Consider the following 18,695-nt stretch of genomic DNA (forward strand, 5'->3'; position numbering starts at 1 on the left):
CGCCCCGAAAGTTGGACCCGGTAAATATGAGTCTACGCAGTCAGTACTCGGGACGATATTTCATCGGGCTCAGGCACCGGAGCGGAAATGAGATGCGGTCAACGTTGTACCAGTGGATGTAGTCGCCCCGCTCTGCGATGAACTCCTCGAAGCTGGTGTTCGTCTTGGTGGAGAATCTCTTCCTGGAGGTGCCCAAAGAAGCTATCCATCACCGCGTTGTCCAAGCATCTCCCTTGGCCCCGACGGAGGCGACCTCCTCGGCTAGGCGAGACGCTCGGTATGGCGGACGGCGCACTCCTCTGTCCGAGTGGTGCACGAGCCGTGAAACATCTTTTCGATCACGCCGCCGGGTACATAATCCCATCTCCAACGCGTCCAGCGCCAGGGCGGTGTGCATGGTCGCGTACGGCTGCCAGCCGACCACGCGGCTAGAGAACACATCGAGCACGAACGCTGCGTAGACCAAGCCGAAAAAAGTTGTGATATACGTGACATCCGTGACCCACAGGCAGTGCGGTGCCGGCGCGGCGAAATGCCTGCGGACCAGATCTGTCGGCCGCTCCGGCAGGGGCCGTAGCACGGTCGTGAGGGGCCCCTTGGCCCGCCGCACACCGTGCACCGGTACGGCGCATCAGTCGCTCCACTGTGCACCGCGCCAACTTGTGGTCGGCGCGATTCAGGGTTGCATGGACCTTCCCGGCCCCATAGACACCGTAGCCGTCCTGGTGCACCCCTTTGATCTTCGCCGTCGTTACGGCGTCGCTGGGCGCCCACTTGAAATCGGCGCGGGCCTTGGCTGCGTAGAAGGTGGAAGGGTCGATCGTCAGTTGCTTGCAGATGGGCTCGACCATGGTCTACTGCGTGATGGCGTTGGCGATGTTCTCCTCCGGTTCCTACGAGGAGGTCATGCGCTCGCTGCTGGCCGGGATGGAATGGATCACCGGCCGGTTCAGGGAATGGACGATGCCGACGAAGGCCTCGATCTCCAAGGCCCGCACCCGCCTGGGGTCGACGGTGATGATCGACCTGTTCGATACCGGCGCCAAGCCGGTGGCTGCCGCGGGCGGGCCCGGTTTTTACCGGCAATGGCGGTTGGTGAGCATCGACGGGACCGTTCCGGACATCCCCGACACCGCGGACAACGAACGCACCTAGGGGCGCCCCGGAAGCATCGCCGAGGCCAAGAGCGCCTGCTCGCACGCCCGCGTCCTGGGCTTGGTCGAATGCGGAACCCACGCGGTGATCGGGGCGGTCTCCGGGTGCGACACCGCCGAGCAGACCATGTACCCGGGGCTCCTGCACTGGCTCCGGCCGGGCATGCTGGCGATCGCGGACCGGGGCTTCTTCAGCTATGGAGCGTTCAAGCTAAGCATCGAAACCGGGGCCCAGCAGTTGTGGCGGATGAAAGGCAATGCGGTGCTGCCCGTGCACGAGGAATTCGCCGGCGGGTCGTTCCTTTCGGCCGTCTATGAGGGCACGAAGCATCGGCGCCACAACACGGAGCCGATCCCGGGTGCGCGTGAACGAATACACCGTCACCACGGTCAGGGGGGAGATTGGGGATTTCCTGTTGATCACCACCATCTGGGACCCGGCCGATGCGCCGGCCCAGGACCTCGCCGAGGCCTATGCCCAATGCTGGGAAATCGAGTTGTGTTTTGGTGAGCTCAAGACCCACCAGCGTGGTCCTTCCCTGGTATTGCGCTCCAAAACCCCCGACGGGGTCCTGCAGGAAATCTACGGCTATCTCTGCGTGCATTACGCCCTGCGGTCCCTCAGCGGCGAAGTCGCCCGCGACCTCGCGAGGACCCCCTGCGCATTTCCTTCGCGCGGGCCCTCCGGGCCGCACGGCGAACACTGGCTGCGCGCCCGGCTTTTTTCCCCTAAAAAGCATGCCGCAGCCTTCGTCGTTTTCTGCCGGAAATTTTGCCCGGCCTTCTGCCGCCTCGCAGGCAACGCAGCAATCCACGCGTCGTGAAACGCAAGATGTCCAACTGGTCACTCAAGCGCGTTCCCAAAAAGTTTAAGTAAATCGTATTGGGGCTAGGGTTGACAGGTTTCGGTGAGATTTAGGAGACAAGAAATCGTTCTTTAGAAGAGTCCGACAGGTTATTTTTAAGAACCCGAGTCAATATCGGGCGGAGTGGTCGCTCCACTAACCGCTCAATGGCTGCAGCAAGCGCGACACTGACCAGAACAGCTAGCAAAAGAGCCGACCACTTACCAGCGACAGGGTAAACCGACTGGATGATCCACCAGCCCCAAGCTTCGTGAACCAAGTAAATGGGGTAAGTGAGTGCGCCTGCGTAAGTGAGCCAGCCAGGGCCCATTCCCTTGAGCGGCGTCACTGTCGCCAACGCCACCAACGCAAAGAACCCAAGGATGATCGCGATGCCAACAGTCTGGGACAATTGCTGACCTGTAGCTCGTGACATGATGCCTGACACGTAGCCGGTCGCCTGCTGGCACGCGACGAGCGCATTGAAGATGACAACAAGCCAGCGTGCCGTGTTGTGCCCATGCGCGTGGATTAAGTAGAGGCCCATACCCCCAGCGAACAAGGCCGCATACTTAGGCGACAAAAGCAGCGTCAGAAAACCGCTCTCGGATTGCTGGCCGATCACTGCAATAATCGGCCACAGGATGGCGAACCCCATGATCTTGCGTTCCGTGGGTTTGATGCAGATTAAGCCGCAGATCAGAATGTAGAACAATAACTCAACCCAAAGTGTCCAATACACGCCGTCAATGTTTTTCACGCCGAGGCCTTGCTGGGCCATGGTCAGATTCGCCAGGATGTCCCCGCCTGAAATCGGCGTGAACATCCCAGGGGCGATGACCAAGTACAGGAATACCGCGGCCAGCACCGCAAACCAGTATGCGGGGAACAATCGCGATATACGGGATGCGACGAATTCGCCCACTGTGCGGCTTTGTGCGGACATGAGTATGACGAATCCGCTAATAATAAAGAAGAGGTGCACCCCAAGCGCGCCATACGCGGCGACAGGTGCCAGATGTGGAAATAGCTCTATGGGTGGAACACCCCACCGGGTGTGCGAGTAAGCGATGTAGTGGTATGCGATGACTGCGAATGCGGCGAAGAATCGCAAGCCGTCGAGAAGTCGGAATCTAACTCTTGCTGGCTTTTCGATTAGTGCTTGCATATTTGTGGCTCCTTGCCGCGAGTGGCTTCATTTCGTTTTGCGGCAGAGTTGTCCACAGGTGAGAAACGGGTTGTCATTGATACTCTATCGGCATGCCATATGGCCCTCAAGTTCCGTATTTGTGCGTCGCTTGTCAAGCCCTTCTGGCTTAGAGGGCACTGAGTTCCTGGTTCACGGCTGATGTCGCCCGTCGTGTTGATTGGCGATGCTCGTGTTACAGGGGTTGACGGTGATTCGCGGACAAAAAATTCTCGGCCGCCGCTCTTTGGCATCGGTTGTCTTGCTGACGGCGCGGTCGTCGGCGGTGCCCGGGGGTACTCACTGTTCTCGGTTAGTGTGGATTGCGCGGCGACCTTTCCGGCGATGCTTTTGCTGCCAGCATGATCGGCGATCAGCACGGAAACCATGACCCTTCTATATCTGTCAAGTGGGACTCGTGGCTGTAGTCCCGGCGTTCAGGATTCGGTAGACCTTTCTGGAGAGGTACCGGTTGATGCACCTGCGGATCTCTTTGGTGGTGCGTCCTTCCTGTGTGCGTTTGTCGGTGTATTTTCTCGTTTCCTCATCATGGGTCATACGGACCATCGCAACAATGTGCAGGGCCTTGTTCAATTGCCGGTCCCCTCCACGGTTCAGCCGGTGCCTTACGGTATTGCCCGAGGAAGCTGGGATGGGTTTCACCCCGGCCAGGGACGCGTAGGCGGCTTCCGAGCGCACCCTGCCGTGGTGGGACCACGTGGTCAGGCAGACCGCTGCGGTGACCGGCCCGAATCCTGTTTCCTCCAACAACGCTGCGGCCTCACTGACAGAGACCAGCTCGGTGATCCGGGTAACGTTGGCTTTCAACTGGTCGTCGAGGTCGATGATGCGTTTGGCCAACCGGATCGCTTCGGCCCGGGCCGTGGCCTCGGCCAAGGCCTCATCGCGTTCACGCCACTTAGAGACCGCGATGATCTTTTCTCCGGTCATTGAATCGCGGGCGGTCAGCAGCACCCGCAGAGCGGCGCGGACTCCCTCGTTCAACCGGGGTATGCGCAGTTGATCGGCAGGCAGTGGCAAGGCGGCGGTGGCGATACGGCGGGCGTCCAGCGGATCGGACTTGCCGACCCCGTGGCGGGCCTTGGCACTCATCCTGGGTGCTTCGGTGACCCGGTATCGCGCAGTGGAGACGGTGCCGGCCAGGACTGCGCCGTAGGAAGCCGTGCCTTCGATGACCCAGAGTGTTTCGGCGTCTCCGCCGGTGCGCTTGCCTGCCCAGGTGATTGCACGGTTGATCCCGGCAACGGTAGTGGGGAAATCGCGGGTATCGAGGTGTTCGCCGGTGGCGGCATTGATGATGGCATAGACATGATTTTTCGCGTGAGTGTCAACCCCCACGACAAACCCGTAGGTTGGCGAGACAATGGACATTGCGGTTCCAAACTCTTCTCTTAGCGGACAGGGGGCGGCGACCGTTTACGGCCGGCACCGGTCCGGGGAGAAGTCACTTCGGAACAATACTGTGATGAGCCACGCCGCCACTGGCGGCGGGCAGCCTTCTGATCAAGTTACCGAGGTGGGCCGGGCAGGCGCCGGCCGGCCACCCCATGGTCGGACAAGTCAAGACAAAGACACCTTGCGGGTCAGATCCGGTTTGAGCCACGACCACGGAATGGACGGCTGGCTCCTACTCTGCCAGCTGATCCCAGACCAGCCAGTTCAAGACTCACAGATCCGGTTGCCTCGTAGATTGCAATGTTGGCCCCGGCGGAGAAAAACGTGCCTGATCGGGCCCCAACTGCTAGCCCTGATTTTTCATGGAACGCCGACGGGCCGCCGGCCGGGGGCGTCGGGTTCCATCTTCCGAAAGGGCTTGCTTCTGTCGTTTCGAAGGGGTCGCGGCAGGGGGTCCTATGCCGCGAGGTGTCCGTTGCGCCAGCGTTCGCGCAGCCGGGCGGTTCCCTCGACGAGGGTGAAGAAGAGTGGTGATTCGGGGGCGGACTCGGGGATCAGCAGCCTTTTCTGCCGGGCGCTGCTGATGATTTTTCCGGCAATCGAAAACAACCGGTAGCGCCACCGCTTCATGTCCCAGGTACCGGCGTCGTGGCCGGCGGGCAGGATCGCCAGTGGCATCCACGCGACGAGGTTCATCGCGAGCATCGCGAGGTCCGTCCAGAGCTGGTTCGCCGAAGCCCGGAAAAAGGGCAGCTTCCCCATGCCACTGTTCTTGAGCGTCTTGATGCGGTTTTCGCACCGTCCCCGGGCGCGGTGCCCGGCATCAAGGAACGCGACGTTCCAGCGCGGGGCGTTGGTCAGGAACGCGGTCACCCGGTGCCCGTCGACGTCGAAGATGGAGGCCTGGGCCCCGGGATGCAAGGGTTCGGCCCGGAGATACAGACGGGTTCCTGCCGGGTAGCCATGCAGCTTGATGACCTTCGTTGCATCGATGACCCACGCGTCGCGGCGTTCGTACCCGTCCTGCTCAATGACCCGCTCCCAGAGGTCCTTGTCATTGATCCAGTGGACGAAGCGCTCGTTGGGAACCGGCAGGGTGTAGGAGGTGGAGAACTGCAGTCCCAGGGAGTGCAGGTGGTTCAGGAACTCGCGAGACGCCCCGGCGCTGTCGGTGCGCACCAGGATCCTGTCGGCATGCAGTTTCCCGTGCTCGTCGCGCATCGAGTCGGGCAGCTGGGCCAGGGCCTTGTCGAGCACACGGATGTGGTCCTTGGCGCTGTTGGCACCCTGGTTGCCGGCCCGCAGTTCCGCGGCCAGGACCTCTCCGGTGCCGTTTCCCCTGCCGTAGTCGAGGCTGGCAACGAACGGGGAATGCCCGAAACCGCGCTTGTAATGGCCGGTGGCCAATTCCTTCTCGGAATGCGCGTCCACGAGGGTGGCGTCAAGGTCGATGATCAGCGGGTCCAGCCTGGTGGCCAGGGTGGCGGGGTTCCGTGGGCCGGCGGCCTCCCAGATCCTGGAGCGCAGGGCCTTGGCGACCGCGGCGAAGCCCAAGGTGAAGGCCTCGGGCTCCTCGGTGGCTCGTTCCACGAAGCGGGAGACCGTCGCGTTGGAGGCGACGGGGCCGAACAGGTCCGGGCTGTCGCGCAGGGTGTCGAGGTCCGAGACGTGTTCGCCGCCGTCGGCGAGCATCACCGCCAGGGAGCCGAGGACCCGTCCCGGGCGGTGGGTGGCCGTCTCGGGAACGAACCCGGCCAGTTGCTCTTCGCACAGGGCGCCGAAGCCGGTCGCGTCCAGGAAGGAGGTGAGCACGTTCAGGCCGGCGTGGGAAACCAGCGACTGGCCGGTCGGGGCTGCCGGGAGGGACGGGAAAACACGGGTATCGTTAAGCATCGAAAAGGTGAGCCCTGTTCTGGTGGATAAAAAGGTGTGGTACCTCTATTTTCCCAGATCAGCTCACCTTTTCGACGTTAAAGGCACTTAATGACGCCCCGCTTCATGAAAAGGCCGGGCTAGATGAGCCTGAACTTTGCTTGCTTGAGTGGCTAGTACCGCGGCTGGCAAAGTTTGCTCCTCCGGGGTGACCGGCCGATCCGGTTCCCGTTGCGCGCGTGATGCATTCGGCGCACGCTGGTAGTGCGGGATTCCGCCCGTCCCAGGAGGCTTCGATGACACACCGCGTGATGGTCCGAGAAATCGACAACGACGAGGAAACGCAGTTGCTGCAGATCGTGCGCCGCGGCGGGTCCGGCCCGGTGGTCACCTGGCGTCGGGCACAGATGGTGCTGCTCTCGGCCCGGGGCATGGACGTGGCGGCGATCGCGGAGGTCGCCTTCACCAGCCTGGACCGGGTCCGCGACGTGCTGCACAACTTCAACACCGACGGCTTCGACTCGCTTCACCCCCACTACGCCGGCGGGCGTCCCCCGAAATTCGACCCCGGGCAACGCGAGAAGATCAAGAAGATCGCCCTGGACCGCCCCGCCGACCACGGCCTGCCTTTCTCCACCTGGTCCCTGTCGAAACTGGCAGATTTCCTGGTGGACCAGGGGGTGGTGGAGGACATTTCCCATGAGGGACTGCGCATGCTCTTGCGCGAACAAGGTGTCTCCTTTCCAGTCCATCAAAACCTGGAAGTCCAGCAACGACCCAAACTACGAGGCCAAGGCCAGGCGCGTCCAGGAACTCTATGACATCGCCGACGGCAAGGCGGTTCCCGGGGAGGGGGATCCGGAGGTCGTCATCTGCGTCGATGAATTCGGGCCGTTGAACCTCCAGCCCCACCCCGGGCACCAGTGGGCCCCGGCCGCCACCGGGCCCGGGGACCAGGATGCCCCGCGCCGGCGCCGACGGCGTGCGACCTACAAGCGCCCGCACGGGGTGCGGCACCTGATGGCCGCCTACGACCTGTCCACCGACAAGCTCTACGGGCACGTCAAGGCCCACAAGCGCAGGGGCGAGTTCCTCACCTTCGTCCGCTACGTGCGTTCCCTGCACCCGATGACCCAGCGGATCGCCATCGTCATGGACAACTACGGACCGCACCGCTCCACCAAGGTCGACACCCGGGTCGGGGACTGGGCCGCGGCAAACAACGTCGAGCTCGCCTACACACCCTTCTACAGCTCGTGGCTGAACCGGATCGAGCCCCAGTTCACCGCCCTGCGCTACTTCGCCCTGAACGGCACCGACCATCCCAGCCACCAGGAGCAGGGAAGCATGATCCGCCGGTTCATCCTCTGGCGCAACCACCACACCACCGATCCCAAGCTGCGCAAGGTCATCCGCAGCGCCTCACTCATCAAGCGGGCAAAGGTTGCCTGACGGGGTACTAGGTTCATGCCGGTTAAGGTTACAGTGAGGCGGGTGCTGGCGCGTTGGCTCGGTTTAGCCATAACGGCCGTCTTCAATTGACTGCGAAGCATTTCTTGCCCGTGAACAGTAGCGCGGAGCGCGAGCCGGTACCGCTACGGTTAGTGCCCATACGCCGTCAATCGGGTTGGGTCATCCTAAGCCGGCGCGCCTCAACGCTCTATCCCTACTGTCGGGATAGATAGACTCATTCCTATGCGCTTGCCGGACGTCGTCTCGCCGGTCGGTGGCACGAGCGTGAGGCTGGAATCCGGCTGTCTCGTACCACAATAATTCCGCGAAATAGGGTGAAATAGGGTAAGGATGAGTTCCAAGGATGGCAGGGGTCCGGATCCGAGAACAGAACGAAGTCGAGTACACGGAGGAACGCAGTACTGCTGGGCCCACACCTCGGGTCCGAATCTCGACTCTTGTCATTGGGCAACAAGCGGGGGACACTAGTCCGTTAATGCTTCCATACCCAGTGTCCCAAGGTATTGGCCGTACCCACTTTTGGCCAGGGTGGCAGCATGCTTTCCCAGCCGCATATCGGTGATGTAGCCGTTGCGCCACGCGACTTCCTCGGGGGACCCGATTTTTTGTCCCTGGCGGGCCTCGATGGTGCGGATGTAATTGGAGGCGTCGTTGAGGGAATCGAAGGTTCCGGTGTCCAGCCACGCGGTGCCGCGGGGCAGGACCGAAACCTGCAATTGGGCGCGTTCGAGATAGGTACGGTTGACGTCGGTGATCTCCAGTTCCCCGCGTGGCGACGGCTTGAGGTTCCGGGCGATGTCGGTGACCTGGTTGTCATAGAAATACAGGCCGGGGACCGCGTAGTTGCTCTTGGGAACGGACGGCTTTTCCTCGAGTGAGATAGCATTCCCGACCTCGTCGAACTCGACCACGCCGTAGGCTGTTGGGTCTGCAACGTGGTAGCCGAAGACCGCTGCTCCCTCGATGTCGGTCAGCTGGTTGAGCTGGTGCCCCATGCCCGGGCCGTAGAAGATGTTGTCGCCGAGGACCAAGGCGACCTTGTCGTCACCGATGTGGTCCTCGCCGATGATGAATGCCTGGGCGAGCCCGTCGGGAGAGGGCTGGGTCTTGTAGCTGAGGTTGATGCCCCACTGCGAGCCGTCGCCGAGCAGTCGCCGGAACTGGTCGATGTCCTGCGGGGTCGTGATGATCAGGATGTCCCGGATGCCGGCGAGCATCAGGGTCGACAGCGGGTAGTAGATCATCGGCTTGTCGTAGACGGGCACCAGCTGCTTGCTGATGCCGAGGGTGATTGGGTGGAGACGCGAGCCGGTACCGCCGGCGAGAATGATGCCCTTCATAGGATGAATCTTCCCAGTTTAGGAAGCCCATAGTCCAACCAGTAGTCTTTTGGGTGTGAAACATGTTCTTGTGACCGGCGGCGCCGGCTTTATCGGTTCGAACTTCGTGCATTTCCTCATGGAGAAGACAGACGTCTCCGTGACGGTGCTGGACAAGCTGACCTACGCGGGAAATCGGGCCTCGCTGGCGGGAATGGACTCCGCCCGAATGCAATTGGTGGTCGGCGACGTCTGCGACACGACACTGGTGGACTCACTGGTGTCTTCGGTGGATGCGGTGGTGCATTACGCGGCGGAGTCGCACAACGACAATTCGTTGCAAGATCCGCGCCCGTTCCTGGACACCAATATCATCGGCACCTTCGCCTTGATCGAAGCGGCCCGCAAGCACGGTGTGCGCTACCACCACATCTCCACCGACGAGGTATACGGGGACCTGGCACTCGATGACCCGGAACGGTTTACCGAGTCCACCCCTTACAACCCCTCCAGCCCGTACTCGTCGACCAAGGCCGGATCTGACCTTTTGGTGCGGGCGTGGGTGCGCTCGTTCGGGCTGGCCGCGACGATCAGCAACTGCTCGAACAACTATGGCCCGTACCAGCACGTGGAGAAGTTCATTCCACGGCAGATCACCAACGTGATCGACGGCGTGCGGCCCAAGCTGTACGGGGCCGGGGAGAACGTGCGGGACTGGATCCATGCCAACGACCATTCCTCTGCAGTGTGGGCGATCCTCGACCGTGGCCGCCTCGGGGAGACCTACCTCATCGGCGCGGACGGGGAGAAGAACAACAAAGACGTGATCGAGTCGATCCTCGCTGCGATGGGGGAGCCGGCGGGCTCATACGAGCACATTGTGGACCGCCCGGGGCACGACCTGCGCTATGCCATCGATTCTACCAAGTTGCGCACCGAGCTCGGATGGACTCCGGACTACGCCGACTTCACCGCCGGACTCGAGGCCACGGTCACCTGGTACCGAGAGCACGAGGCATGGTGGCGCCCGCAGAAGGCCGCGACCGAGGCCAAATACGTGGCCCAGGGCCAGTAACCCTTCCAGCACGTTCCACCAATACACCACGACAACAAATAGAGGCGGGCAGTCACACACATGGGTGTTGAATTCTCCAAGCAGTTGCGGGCAGATCCCGTCGCGGCCATCCCGGGGATGGTGGTCGTCCACCTCCCGGTGCACGGCGACAACAGGGGCTGGTTCAAGGAAAACTGGCAGCGCGAGAAAATGATCGCCGCCGGGCTTCCGGACTTCGCCCCGGTGCAAAACAACATTTCCTTCAACGCGACCGCCGGAACCACCCGCGGCATCCACGCCGAGCCCTGGGACAAGTATGTCTCGGTGGCCACCGGACGCATTTTCGGCGCCTGGGTCGACCTGCGAGAGGGCCCCAGCTTCGGCAACTCCTTCACCGTCGAGCTGGACTCCTCCACGGCAGTGTTCGTGCCCCGCGGCGTCGGGAACGCATTCCAGACCCTGGAGGATGGCACCGCCTACACCTACCTGGTCAACGATCATTGGTCGGCTGAGGCTCAATCCCAGTACACGTTCCTGAACTTGGCCGACGAGACGGCCGCCATCGAGTGGCCCATCTCGCTCGCGGATGCCGAACTCTCGGACAAGGACCGCCAGCACCCTCGGCTGGAGGACGTTGTGCCCATGGGACCGCGCAGGACCCTGGTCCTTGGGGCCGCCGGCCAATTGGGACTGGCCTTGCGTGAAGCATATGCAGGTGTGGAACACGTGGACTTTGCCTCGCGTAGCGGATTCGACCTGGCGAACCCGGAACACTACGCAGGAGTGAACTGGCGGGACTACGACACCGTCATCAACGCCGGCGCCTACACTAAGGTCGACGAGGCGGAAACCCCGGATGGGCGCAAGGAGGCTTGGGCGGCCAACGTCACCGGGGTGGCACTCCTGGCCAAGACCTGCATACGGCACGGCCTCACGCTGGTGCATGTCTCCAGCGACTACGTCTTCGACGGAACCGAGGCACTGCACACCGAGGAGGAACCGGTGTCGCCGCTGGGCGTCTACGGCCAAACCAAGGCTGCCGGCGAGGCCGTGGTCTCCACCGTGCCCCGCCACTACATCGTGCGCACCAGCTGGGTCATCGGGGAGGGGAACAACTTCGTTTCCACGATGCAAACCCTGGCCGCCCGGGGCATCACGCCCAGCGTGGTCAACGACCAGATCGGCCGGCTCACCTTCACCAACGATCTCGCGGCCGGCATCAAACACCTCCTGGACGCACGTCCCGAATACGGCCTCTACAATCTCTCCAACGGCGGTGAACCTGAAAGCTGGGCCGACATCGCCCGACTTGTCTACCAACACGCAGGGCGCCTCGCGGAGGACGTTGCCGGAGTCACCACCGCCGTCTACTTCCGAGGCAAAGAGACTGCCCAACGCCCGCTCAACAGCACGCTGGACCTGACGAAAATTATTGACGCCGGCTTCACCCCTGCTCCTCAGCGAGAAGCATTGCGTCTCTACTTGGACGCCCGTTAGGAAGGTTTATCGCAGATGCAGCTGGCCGGTGCATTAGGAGCACACAAGAAGCCTGCCACGCAGATCGGATTCGACAGCGGTGGATCCATAACCTACCGTGATCATTAGCCCGGCGTTTTCATGAGACGGGGCGTCATTAAGCGACTTTGGGCTCTCCACTTTGACGGACTAAAATTTGGATGTGGAGAGGCCTGTCGCCGGCCATGACTACCCACGGTCGCTGGGATAGTTCCAATGCCGTGAAGTTAAGCTGCGATCGCGTTTGGCAAGCCTGGCGTGGGGGCCATGATCTCAACGACCAGGGTCGCCGGCAGCGTTGGGGTGTGCGGCTTGCCTGCCCGGGCCTGGAACTTTGATATCGCCCGCTTGACGGTCCGCGACCCGGTCCGGAGCCTGCGCGGCGGGAGCAGCCGGTCCAGGACCTCGTCGCCGATGCGCCCGGCCAGGGCCCGCCAGCCCGAACGTTCCCCGTTGGCGGGGTGCCCGAGAACGACCAGGTCCCTGGCCATGGCCAGCGCTACCGTGTAGCTGGCCCGGTCCGGGTCCAGGTCCGGGACCGCGTTGGTAGCCTCGCTCATCACCGTGCGCAGCAGCTGCTGGACGATCAGCAGCGCATAGATTTCCTGTTCGACCAGCAGCACGCTCCTGGAACGCAGCACCCGGCCCTGCAGCAGGGTGGACTTGATTTCCCGGAACGCCGTTTCGATCTCCCACCGCTGGTGGTAAAGCTCCATCAAATCCAGGGCCGTGCCCTCCTGCGGGTCGGTGAGGGAGGTGACCAACCGGTAGGTCTCGCTGTGGTTTCGGGCCTTGGTGTGCAGGGTGATGGTGGCGTCGAGCACCCGCACCGGAACCCCGGCAAGGATTGAGAGGTAGGACCCGTCGGCCAGGGACCGGTGCACCGGAAGGTTTCGCCGGTTTTTCACCCGCACCAGAAAGTGGGCCCCCTTTCCACTGATTTGGTGCGGCAGCCTGGCGGAGGCGAAGTTGCGGTCGGCCAGGACCAGCATGCCCGGTTCCATGGACGGCAGCAGGGCCGGGGTGTAGATGGTTTCCCCGATGCTCGTCGGTCCGAAGACCGCGTCGATGATGCTGCGGGTGCCGCAGGCGACCAACGCCAGCACCCGGGCCTGCGGGTACCCGGTCCCGCCGTGGTTTCCGCGGTGCTTGGTGTATTTGGTGAGGATCTGCGGGGAATCGGGCAGCGTGAGGACCATCCCGTCGATCGCGCAGATCCGGTACTTGCCGAAGAAGGAACCTTCGCGGGTGGTGGTCGGGGCCGGGCCGCGCAGCATCTCGAAGAGCCACCGCAACGGAGCGGCCCTGATGCGGCGTCGCGCCTGGGTGAGCGCCGACTCGGTGATCCTGGCGATCACGGTGGTGTGCAGGCAGAGTTTGATGAACACGTTCCGGTAGCCAAGTTGCGGGAACAACGCCAGCGCCAACACGAAATACACGACCACCCGGGAGGGTAGCCTCGATTTTTCATCGACTTCCAGCAGGCCGTTGATTCCGTGATTTTTCCGGGATCGGCGGCCTGATTCGTTTTCGGGCATACCAAGTAGGGCCATGTCGCTGACCTTGGTGCCGGGTTCCATCTCCCGAAAAGGGTGTCTTTCGTATTGAAGGGAGCTCGTACGCGGCGCGAGTGTTTATGCCGCGAGGTGCCCGTTTCGCCACCGGTGCCGCAGATGCTTGGTTCCTTCGATGAGCGAGGCAAAGAGCTGCGATTCGGGTGCTGCCTTGGGGATCAGTAGTCGTTTCTGTCTGGCGCTGCTGATGAGTTTCCCCGCAATCGAAAACAGTCGATAGCGCCATCGCTTCATGTCCCAAACCCCGGCAGGATGGCCCGCAGGCAGTACCGTCAGCTGCATCCATTATGTAGAGGCCGCGGTTATGCAGAAAACGGATGCCGCGTGGAGTGAAGTCCTGCGCTTTCCCGGCGTGGTTTCACTTCCTGTTTCTACATAAGAACGTGGGGCGCATGCTTGTCTTCCCAACGAACGAGGGAAGGCGAGCAAGATGGTGAACCACTCACCGGGGTCCATGGGAGGTCCCCTTTCAACCTACATAGAGGGATTTCGCGAGGCCCTGAACGATCGAGGGTATGCCGAATCGAGAATCCGCCAATTGACGGTCTTGGCAAGGCGATTGGACCGATGGCTGCAGCACAAGGGCCTGGATGTCGCGTCGCTGGATGATTGCGAATTGCACGTGTTCCTTGACGCCCTGAGCGCAGAGACCTCGAAGCGGACCCCAACGGCGGCTTCGTTCACATTCCTGCTGGAGTATTTGCGCACCGCCGGCGCAACCCCGTGGCCCGCGGCCTCGACGGAACCGGCGAATCCCGAGCAAGCCGTGATTGATGGTTTTGGGCACTATCTCATTGTTGAACGGGGGCTGGGCGCCCGGTCAATCGCCAGCTACGAGAAGACGGCCGGTTCCTTCGTGGCCTGGCTGGACGGATCTGCCAAGACACTCCAATCCATGGATGCGTCGGATGTCATTACCTTTGCGATGGACGTCTACAGTGCCCAAAAAAGTCTTCACGCGAAAAAAGAGCTGACGGGGCTGCGGTCATTCCTGCGGTGGGCCTACCTGGAGGACCTGACGGAGCGATCTTGGGCGGATGTAGTTCCCTCCGCCGCGGGCCATGGCACAAACCTGCCAAAGGGTTTGACGCAGAAGGAAGTCGACGCCTTGCTGGCCACGTGCGACCGCGGGACCGTGACGGGCCTGCGGAACTACGCAATGTTGGTCCTCATGAGCAGGCTGGGATTGCGAGCCGGCGAAGTATCGGCTTTGCTGCTGAAGGACGTGGACTGGCGGGCCGGGGAAATCCTGGTCCGTGGCAAGGGGTCCTGCCAGGAGAAACTGCCGTTGCCGCACGACGTAGGGTCCGTCTTGGTTGACTACCTGCGCCATGGGCGTCCCCCTGGCTGGGGAAACGCCATGTTCTTGAAGCTCTACGCACCATTGAAGGGCATCACTTCGGGCGATGTCGTAAACGTCGTGCTGGTCGCTGCGCAGCGCGCGGGAATTCCGGGAGCTTGCGCGCACCGACTCCGGCATACCGCCGGGACGCAGCTCCTACGTGCCGGCTCGTCGCTGGCCGAGGTCGGGCAGGTCCTGCGTCATCGCAGTCCCGCCAGCACCGCCCTTTATGCAAAGGTCGACGACGCTTCCCTACGGGGTTTGGCGTTGCCATGGCCGCAGACCGCACCATGAGCTCCACCGGCCTTGATATCGCACTGATGGTCGATCAATACCTGCGCATGCGCCGAGGCATGGGATACACGCTGCATGGCCAAGGCCAGCGGCTCCTGGACTTCGCAAGGTTCTTCCAAAACACCGGGGCCGAGCACGTCTCCACCGCCATTATCCTGGACTGGGCAACCCTGCCCTCGAACGCGGATCGGACCTGGTGGTACGCGCGTCTGGGCGCTGTCCGGCCTTTCGCCCAGTTCCTCCAGGCCTTCGACGCGCAGACCCAGGTACCGGAGGCCTCCGCGATCAAAGACGGGGACCACAGGGTCCGACCCTTCATCTTTTCCGAGGCGGAACTTGCCCGGCTGCTCGCGGCTGCGGACAAAATCCAGCCCGCATTCCGGGCACTCACCTACCGGACCTATATCTCGTTGGTGGCGGTGACCGGGATGCGGCGCAGCGAAACAACGAACCTTGATCGTAGTGATTTTGATTGGGAGAACGGCGCCCTGACCATCCGGGAAGCAAAATTCCACAAGACGCGCCGGCTGCCGCTGCACCCGAGCACGATTACCGCGTTGGACGACTATGCACATCAACGGGACCGGGAATTCGGTACGACAGAGCAGCCCGCATTTTTCCTCTCTTCCCGGGGAACCAGGCTCTCTTCCAGCTCTGTCGGCCAAGTTTTCGCCGGCCTGGTCCAAGTATCTGGGCTGCCACGGCTGGAGACGCGTCACCAACAAAGTTTGCACGATCTAAGGCACACCTTTGCGGTCAGGACACTCCAGGGCTGGTACCAATCCGGTGCTGACGTCGGCCCACTGCTGCCCCTGCTATCAACGTATCTCGGTCACCAGAATCCGGATGCCACCTATTGGTATCTGAGCGGAACACCGGAATTGATGACCTTGGTTTCTGAACGAGTACGCACCTATTTGCAGGAGGAATCATGACCGCGTTGGCGCCCATCCTGGAAGCATTCTTTGCCAAGCGACTCATGGGCCAGCAACGGGCCAGCGCAAACACTGTTGCCTCGTACCGGGACGCCTTCCGATTGTTCTTGCGATACGCACACGAGACGCTTGGGAAGGCACCGCAGGAACTGGACTTGGAAGATCTCGATGCGAGAATTATTGGCGGTTTTCTGGCGTGGTTGGAGAACAGTCGCGGATGCAGCATCCAAACACGGAATGCGCGCCTGGCCGCCATCCGGGCCCTGTTCCGCTACGCGTCCTTCGAATATCCAGAGCACGCCGAACTCATCCAGCGAGTCTTGGCGATTCCGGCCAAGCGCACGGAGAAGGCCATCGTCGCCTACCTGACAGAGACCGAAACGAACGCACTGATCAATGCCCCCACCACGGCAACCTGGAGGGGACGTCGAGACAAGGTCTTGTTGCTGGTGGCCGTGGTCACGGGGCTGCGCGTCAGTGAATTGGTGAACCTCACTGTTGCCGACGTTGAGCTGGGGCCTTCCTCGCATCTGCTCGTTCATGGCAAAGGCCGCAAGGACCGCATCACACCTTTGTCTGCCCAAGCCCGCAGGCACCTGACAGCTTGGTTCAAGGAACAAAACCCTTCCCAACCTGACCCGGTGTTTCCCGGGACCAAAGGCAACCGACTGACACGTGACGGGGTTGCAAAAATCCTTGCACGGCATGTTGTCGAGGCTTCGACAACATGCCCGTCCCTGGCGGTGAAGAACATTTCACCCCACACGCTGCGGCACACCTGCGCCATGAGGCTTCTTCAATCCGGCGTGGACATAGCCACGATCGCGCTTTGGCTTGGCCACGAGAATATCCGCACCTCGGGAATCTATCTGCACGCCGACCTCGCCCTCAAGCAGCGGGCCTTGGACCGGACCAGGCCACCGGATGCCAAGGCCGGCCGGTACCGTGCGCCCGATACTCTCTTGGCGTTTCTGGAAGGGCTGTAATTATGCAGAGTTGACCCATCCATAAGGTTTATCAGGACGCCACTCGGTGAGTGTTTTCTGCATAACCGCGGCCTCTACATAATGGATCCAATGCAGAATTCTGCATTAGATCCACGACACCAGATTTACGGCGAGCACGGCCAGATCGCACCACAGCTGGTTCGCTTCGAACGCCGTGAACGGCAGTTTCCCGAGCCCGGCATTCTTCAGCGTTTTGATGCGATTTTCGCACCTGGCCCGGGCGCGATGCCGAGCGTCAAGGAAGGCAACGTTGTAACGCGGGGCATTGGTGAGGAACGCGGTCACCCGGTGCCCATCAACGTCAAACAGCGAGGCTTTCGCCCCTGGATGCAGCGGTTCGGCCCGCAAGTACAGGCGAGTGTTTTGGGGGTAATCCTTCAGCTCGATGACCTTGGTCGCGTCGATGACCCACGCGTCATGGCGCTCGTTTCCGTGCTGGTCCAGGGCCAGTTCCCAGTGGTCCTTGTTGTTGATCCAGTGAATGAAGCGTTCGTTGGGGACCGGGAGTGCGAAAGAGGTGGAGAACTGCAGTCCCAAGGAGTGCAGGTGGCGCAGGAACTCGCGGGAGGCTCCGGCGCTGTCGGTGCGGATCAGGATCCGCTTGGTGTCCAGGTTTCCGTGTTCGTCGTGCATGGAGTCAGGTAGCTGAGAGAGCGCGTCGTCGAGGACTCGGATGTGGTCGGCCGCGGAATTGGCGCCCTTGTTTCCCGGCCGCAGCATGGCGGCCAGGATTTCCCCGGTGCCATTGTCTTTGCCGTAATCGATGCTCGCGATCATCGGGGAAAATCCATATCCGCCCTTGTATGTCCCTGCGCTTCCCTCTTTGTCGCTGTGCGTAGTAACGAGAGTGGCGTCGAGGTCGATCGTCAAGGGATCCAGCCGCGTGGCCAGCACGGAGGGGTTCCGTTTTCCTGCGGCCTCCCAGATCCGGGAACGCAGTCGCCGGCTCAGGGTGGTGAATCCGTGCGAGAAGGCCTCGGGCTGATCTGGGGCCCGAGCCACGAACCTAGACACTGTCGCATTCGAGGGAACGGCTCCGAAGAGTCCTGGGCTGTTGCGCAGGACATCCAGGTCCGAGACGTGTTCTCCACCGCCGGCGAGCATGAGTGCGAGGGATCCGATGATTCGTCCCGGTCGGTGGATGGCTTGTTCGGGAACGAACTGGGAGAAGCGGTCTTCACACAAGGCGGCGAAACCGGTCGCGTCCAGGAACGCGGTCAGGACGTTCAGTCCGGCATGGGAAATCAGTGACTGGTTGGTGAGGGCTGCCGGAAGGGACGGAAAAACTTGGGTATCATTAAGCATCGAAAAGGTGATTCCTGCTCTGGTGTGAAATTTTGTGTGGTAACTCTATTTTCCCAGATCAGGGCACCTTTTCGTCATTAACGACGCTTAATGACGGACGGCCTCATGACGGCAGGGTAGCTTGCGGATGCGACGCTCCCGGGTACCGGTCGCCTCCAAGGCCTTATCGACCAGGCCGGCCGGGAGGTGCTCGGTCAGGGCGCCCAGGTGCGCGGGGGCCCAAACAGGGGTGTCATGCCCGCGATCGGCCGCCGGGGATCCTGTCCCGGGAGTGCCGGGCTGGCCAGCGGGGGCAGGGAAATGAGAGGATGGCATGTAGGAACTCCTGTGCGGTCTGTGTGCTTGAACACTCACATCCTTGGCAGGAGTTCCTCCGGATTAAAAGGGTTTTCGGGACCCGTCTT

At 62.0% G+C, this 18,695-nt stretch carries 16 protein-coding genes and 3 pseudogenes; 8 read left to right on the plus strand and 11 right to left on the minus strand.

The window, feature by feature from the left end:
• Positions 1-40 precede the first annotated feature (40 nt).
• Genes ADIAG_RS22625 through ADIAG_RS22635 form a run of 3 tightly spaced genes read right to left on the minus strand, consistent with a single transcriptional unit; the run spans position 41 to position 851 of the window.
• On the minus strand, positions 41-196 hold the full coding sequence (locus ADIAG_RS22625) for an IS3 family transposase (RefSeq protein WP_161623936.1): 156 nt from the start codon (positions 194-196) through the stop codon (positions 41-43).
• A gap of 12 nt (positions 197-208) precedes the next feature.
• Entirely contained in the window at positions 209-547 is a 339-nt protein-coding gene (locus ADIAG_RS22630) for a DDE-type integrase/transposase/recombinase (protein WP_407636050.1), read from the minus strand.
• Positions 429-851 carry an IS3 family transposase gene (locus ADIAG_RS22635; RefSeq protein WP_083873942.1) on the minus strand — a complete coding sequence of 141 codons (423 nt, stop codon included), beginning with the start codon at positions 849-851 and terminating at the stop codon, positions 429-431. Before ADIAG_RS22635 ends, ADIAG_RS22630 begins: the two co-directional genes overlap by 119 nt.
• On the opposite strand from ADIAG_RS22635, the pseudogene ADIAG_RS22035 reads away from it, so the two are divergent.
• Positions 850-1,887 (plus strand): annotated as a pseudogene (locus ADIAG_RS22035) (IS4 family transposase); the annotation flags it as partial. The gene ADIAG_RS22635 and the pseudogene ADIAG_RS22035 sit on opposite strands and share 2 nt — an antisense overlap.
• 182 nt (positions 1,888-2,069) lie before the next feature.
• Here the strand turns inward: ADIAG_RS22035 and ADIAG_RS05300 are convergent.
• The 3 genes from ADIAG_RS05300 to ADIAG_RS05310 all read right to left on the minus strand — a co-directional run bounded on the left by ADIAG_RS05300 (position 2,070) and on the right by ADIAG_RS05310 (position 6,494).
• Positions 2,070-3,167, minus strand: a complete 1,098-nt coding sequence (locus tag ADIAG_RS05300) for an acyltransferase family protein (RefSeq protein WP_007270288.1) — start codon at positions 3,165-3,167, stop codon at positions 2,070-2,072.
• 423 nt (positions 3,168-3,590) lie between these two features.
• Positions 3,591-4,577 carry an IS110 family transposase gene (locus tag ADIAG_RS05305; protein ID WP_007270289.1) on the minus strand — a complete coding sequence of 329 codons (987 nt, stop codon included), beginning with the start codon at positions 4,575-4,577 and terminating at the stop codon, positions 3,591-3,593.
• Positions 4,578-5,057: 480 nt separating this feature from the next.
• Entirely contained in the window at positions 5,058-6,494 is a 1,437-nt protein-coding gene (locus ADIAG_RS05310) for an IS1380 family transposase (RefSeq protein WP_007270290.1), read from the minus strand.
• Positions 6,495-6,769: 275 nt separating this feature from the next.
• Here ADIAG_RS05310 and ADIAG_RS22040 point away from each other — a divergent pair, with 275 nt between their 5' ends.
• Both ADIAG_RS22040 and ADIAG_RS05315 read left to right on the plus strand, forming a co-directional pair.
• A complete protein-coding gene (locus ADIAG_RS22040; protein WP_007270291.1) occupies positions 6,770-7,294 on the plus strand; it encodes a helix-turn-helix domain-containing protein in 525 nt (174 codons plus the stop codon).
• Positions 7,206-7,925, plus strand: a complete 720-nt coding sequence (locus tag ADIAG_RS05315) for a transposase (protein ID WP_235045834.1) — start codon at positions 7,206-7,208, stop codon at positions 7,923-7,925. The genes ADIAG_RS22040 and ADIAG_RS05315 overlap by 89 nt, the downstream gene beginning before the upstream one ends.
• A gap of 485 nt (positions 7,926-8,410) precedes the next feature.
• Here ADIAG_RS05315 and rfbA read toward each other — a convergent pair whose 3' ends face one another.
• Positions 8,411-9,286 (minus strand): glucose-1-phosphate thymidylyltransferase RfbA, encoded by an 876-nt coding sequence (rfbA, locus tag ADIAG_RS05320; protein WP_007270293.1) that lies wholly within the window; start codon positions 9,284-9,286, stop codon positions 8,411-8,413.
• Between the two features lie 55 nt (positions 9,287-9,341).
• Here rfbA and rfbB point away from each other — a divergent pair, with 55 nt between their 5' ends.
• Positions 9,342-10,340 (plus strand): dTDP-glucose 4,6-dehydratase, encoded by a 999-nt coding sequence (rfbB, locus tag ADIAG_RS05325; protein WP_007270294.1) that lies wholly within the window; start codon positions 9,342-9,344, stop codon positions 10,338-10,340.
• Positions 10,341-10,400: 60 nt separating this feature from the next.
• Complete coding sequence (locus ADIAG_RS05330; protein ID WP_007270295.1) at positions 10,401-11,816, plus strand: sugar nucleotide-binding protein; 1,416 nt, start codon at positions 10,401-10,403, stop codon at positions 11,814-11,816.
• 245 nt (positions 11,817-12,061) lie between these two features.
• Here ADIAG_RS05330 and ADIAG_RS05335 read toward each other — a convergent pair whose 3' ends face one another.
• Both ADIAG_RS05335 and ADIAG_RS21350 read right to left on the minus strand, forming a co-directional pair.
• Positions 12,062-13,414: an IS4 family transposase gene (locus tag ADIAG_RS05335; protein WP_007270297.1), complete on the minus strand. Its 1,353-nt coding sequence runs from the start codon at positions 13,412-13,414 to the stop codon at positions 12,062-12,064.
• Positions 13,415-13,468: 54 nt separating this feature from the next.
• A pseudogene (locus tag ADIAG_RS21350) lies at positions 13,469-13,693 on the minus strand (IS1380 family transposase); the annotation flags it as partial.
• Positions 13,694-13,967: 274 nt separating this feature from the next.
• Here ADIAG_RS21350 and ADIAG_RS05340 point away from each other — a divergent pair.
• From ADIAG_RS05340 to ADIAG_RS05350, 3 genes are read left to right on the plus strand one after another with little or no spacing between them, the layout of a single operon-like run.
• Positions 13,968-15,044 (plus strand): tyrosine-type recombinase/integrase, encoded by a 1,077-nt coding sequence (locus tag ADIAG_RS05340; RefSeq protein ID WP_235045835.1) that lies wholly within the window; start codon positions 13,968-13,970, stop codon positions 15,042-15,044.
• Positions 15,023-15,979, plus strand: coding sequence for a tyrosine-type recombinase/integrase (locus ADIAG_RS05345; RefSeq protein ID WP_007270299.1), 957 nt, complete (start codon positions 15,023-15,025; stop codon positions 15,977-15,979). The genes ADIAG_RS05340 and ADIAG_RS05345 overlap by 22 nt, the downstream gene beginning before the upstream one ends.
• Complete coding sequence (locus tag ADIAG_RS05350; RefSeq protein ID WP_007270300.1) at positions 15,976-16,965, plus strand: tyrosine-type recombinase/integrase; 990 nt, start codon at positions 15,976-15,978, stop codon at positions 16,963-16,965. The genes ADIAG_RS05345 and ADIAG_RS05350 overlap by 4 nt, the downstream gene beginning before the upstream one ends.
• 108 nt (positions 16,966-17,073) lie before the next feature.
• Here the strand turns inward: ADIAG_RS05350 and ADIAG_RS05355 are convergent.
• Positions 17,074-18,291 (minus strand): annotated as a pseudogene (locus tag ADIAG_RS05355) (IS1380 family transposase); the annotation flags it as partial.
• Positions 18,292-18,378: 87 nt separating this feature from the next.
• Positions 18,379-18,606 carry a transposase domain-containing protein gene (locus ADIAG_RS20770; protein WP_007270302.1) on the minus strand — a complete coding sequence of 76 codons (228 nt, stop codon included), beginning with the start codon at positions 18,604-18,606 and terminating at the stop codon, positions 18,379-18,381.
• Positions 18,607-18,695 lie beyond the last annotated feature (89 nt).

This window comes from Paeniglutamicibacter gangotriensis Lz1y (assembly GCF_000348945.1).
Lineage (GTDB): Bacteria > Actinomycetota > Actinomycetes > Actinomycetales > Micrococcaceae > Paeniglutamicibacter > Paeniglutamicibacter gangotriensis.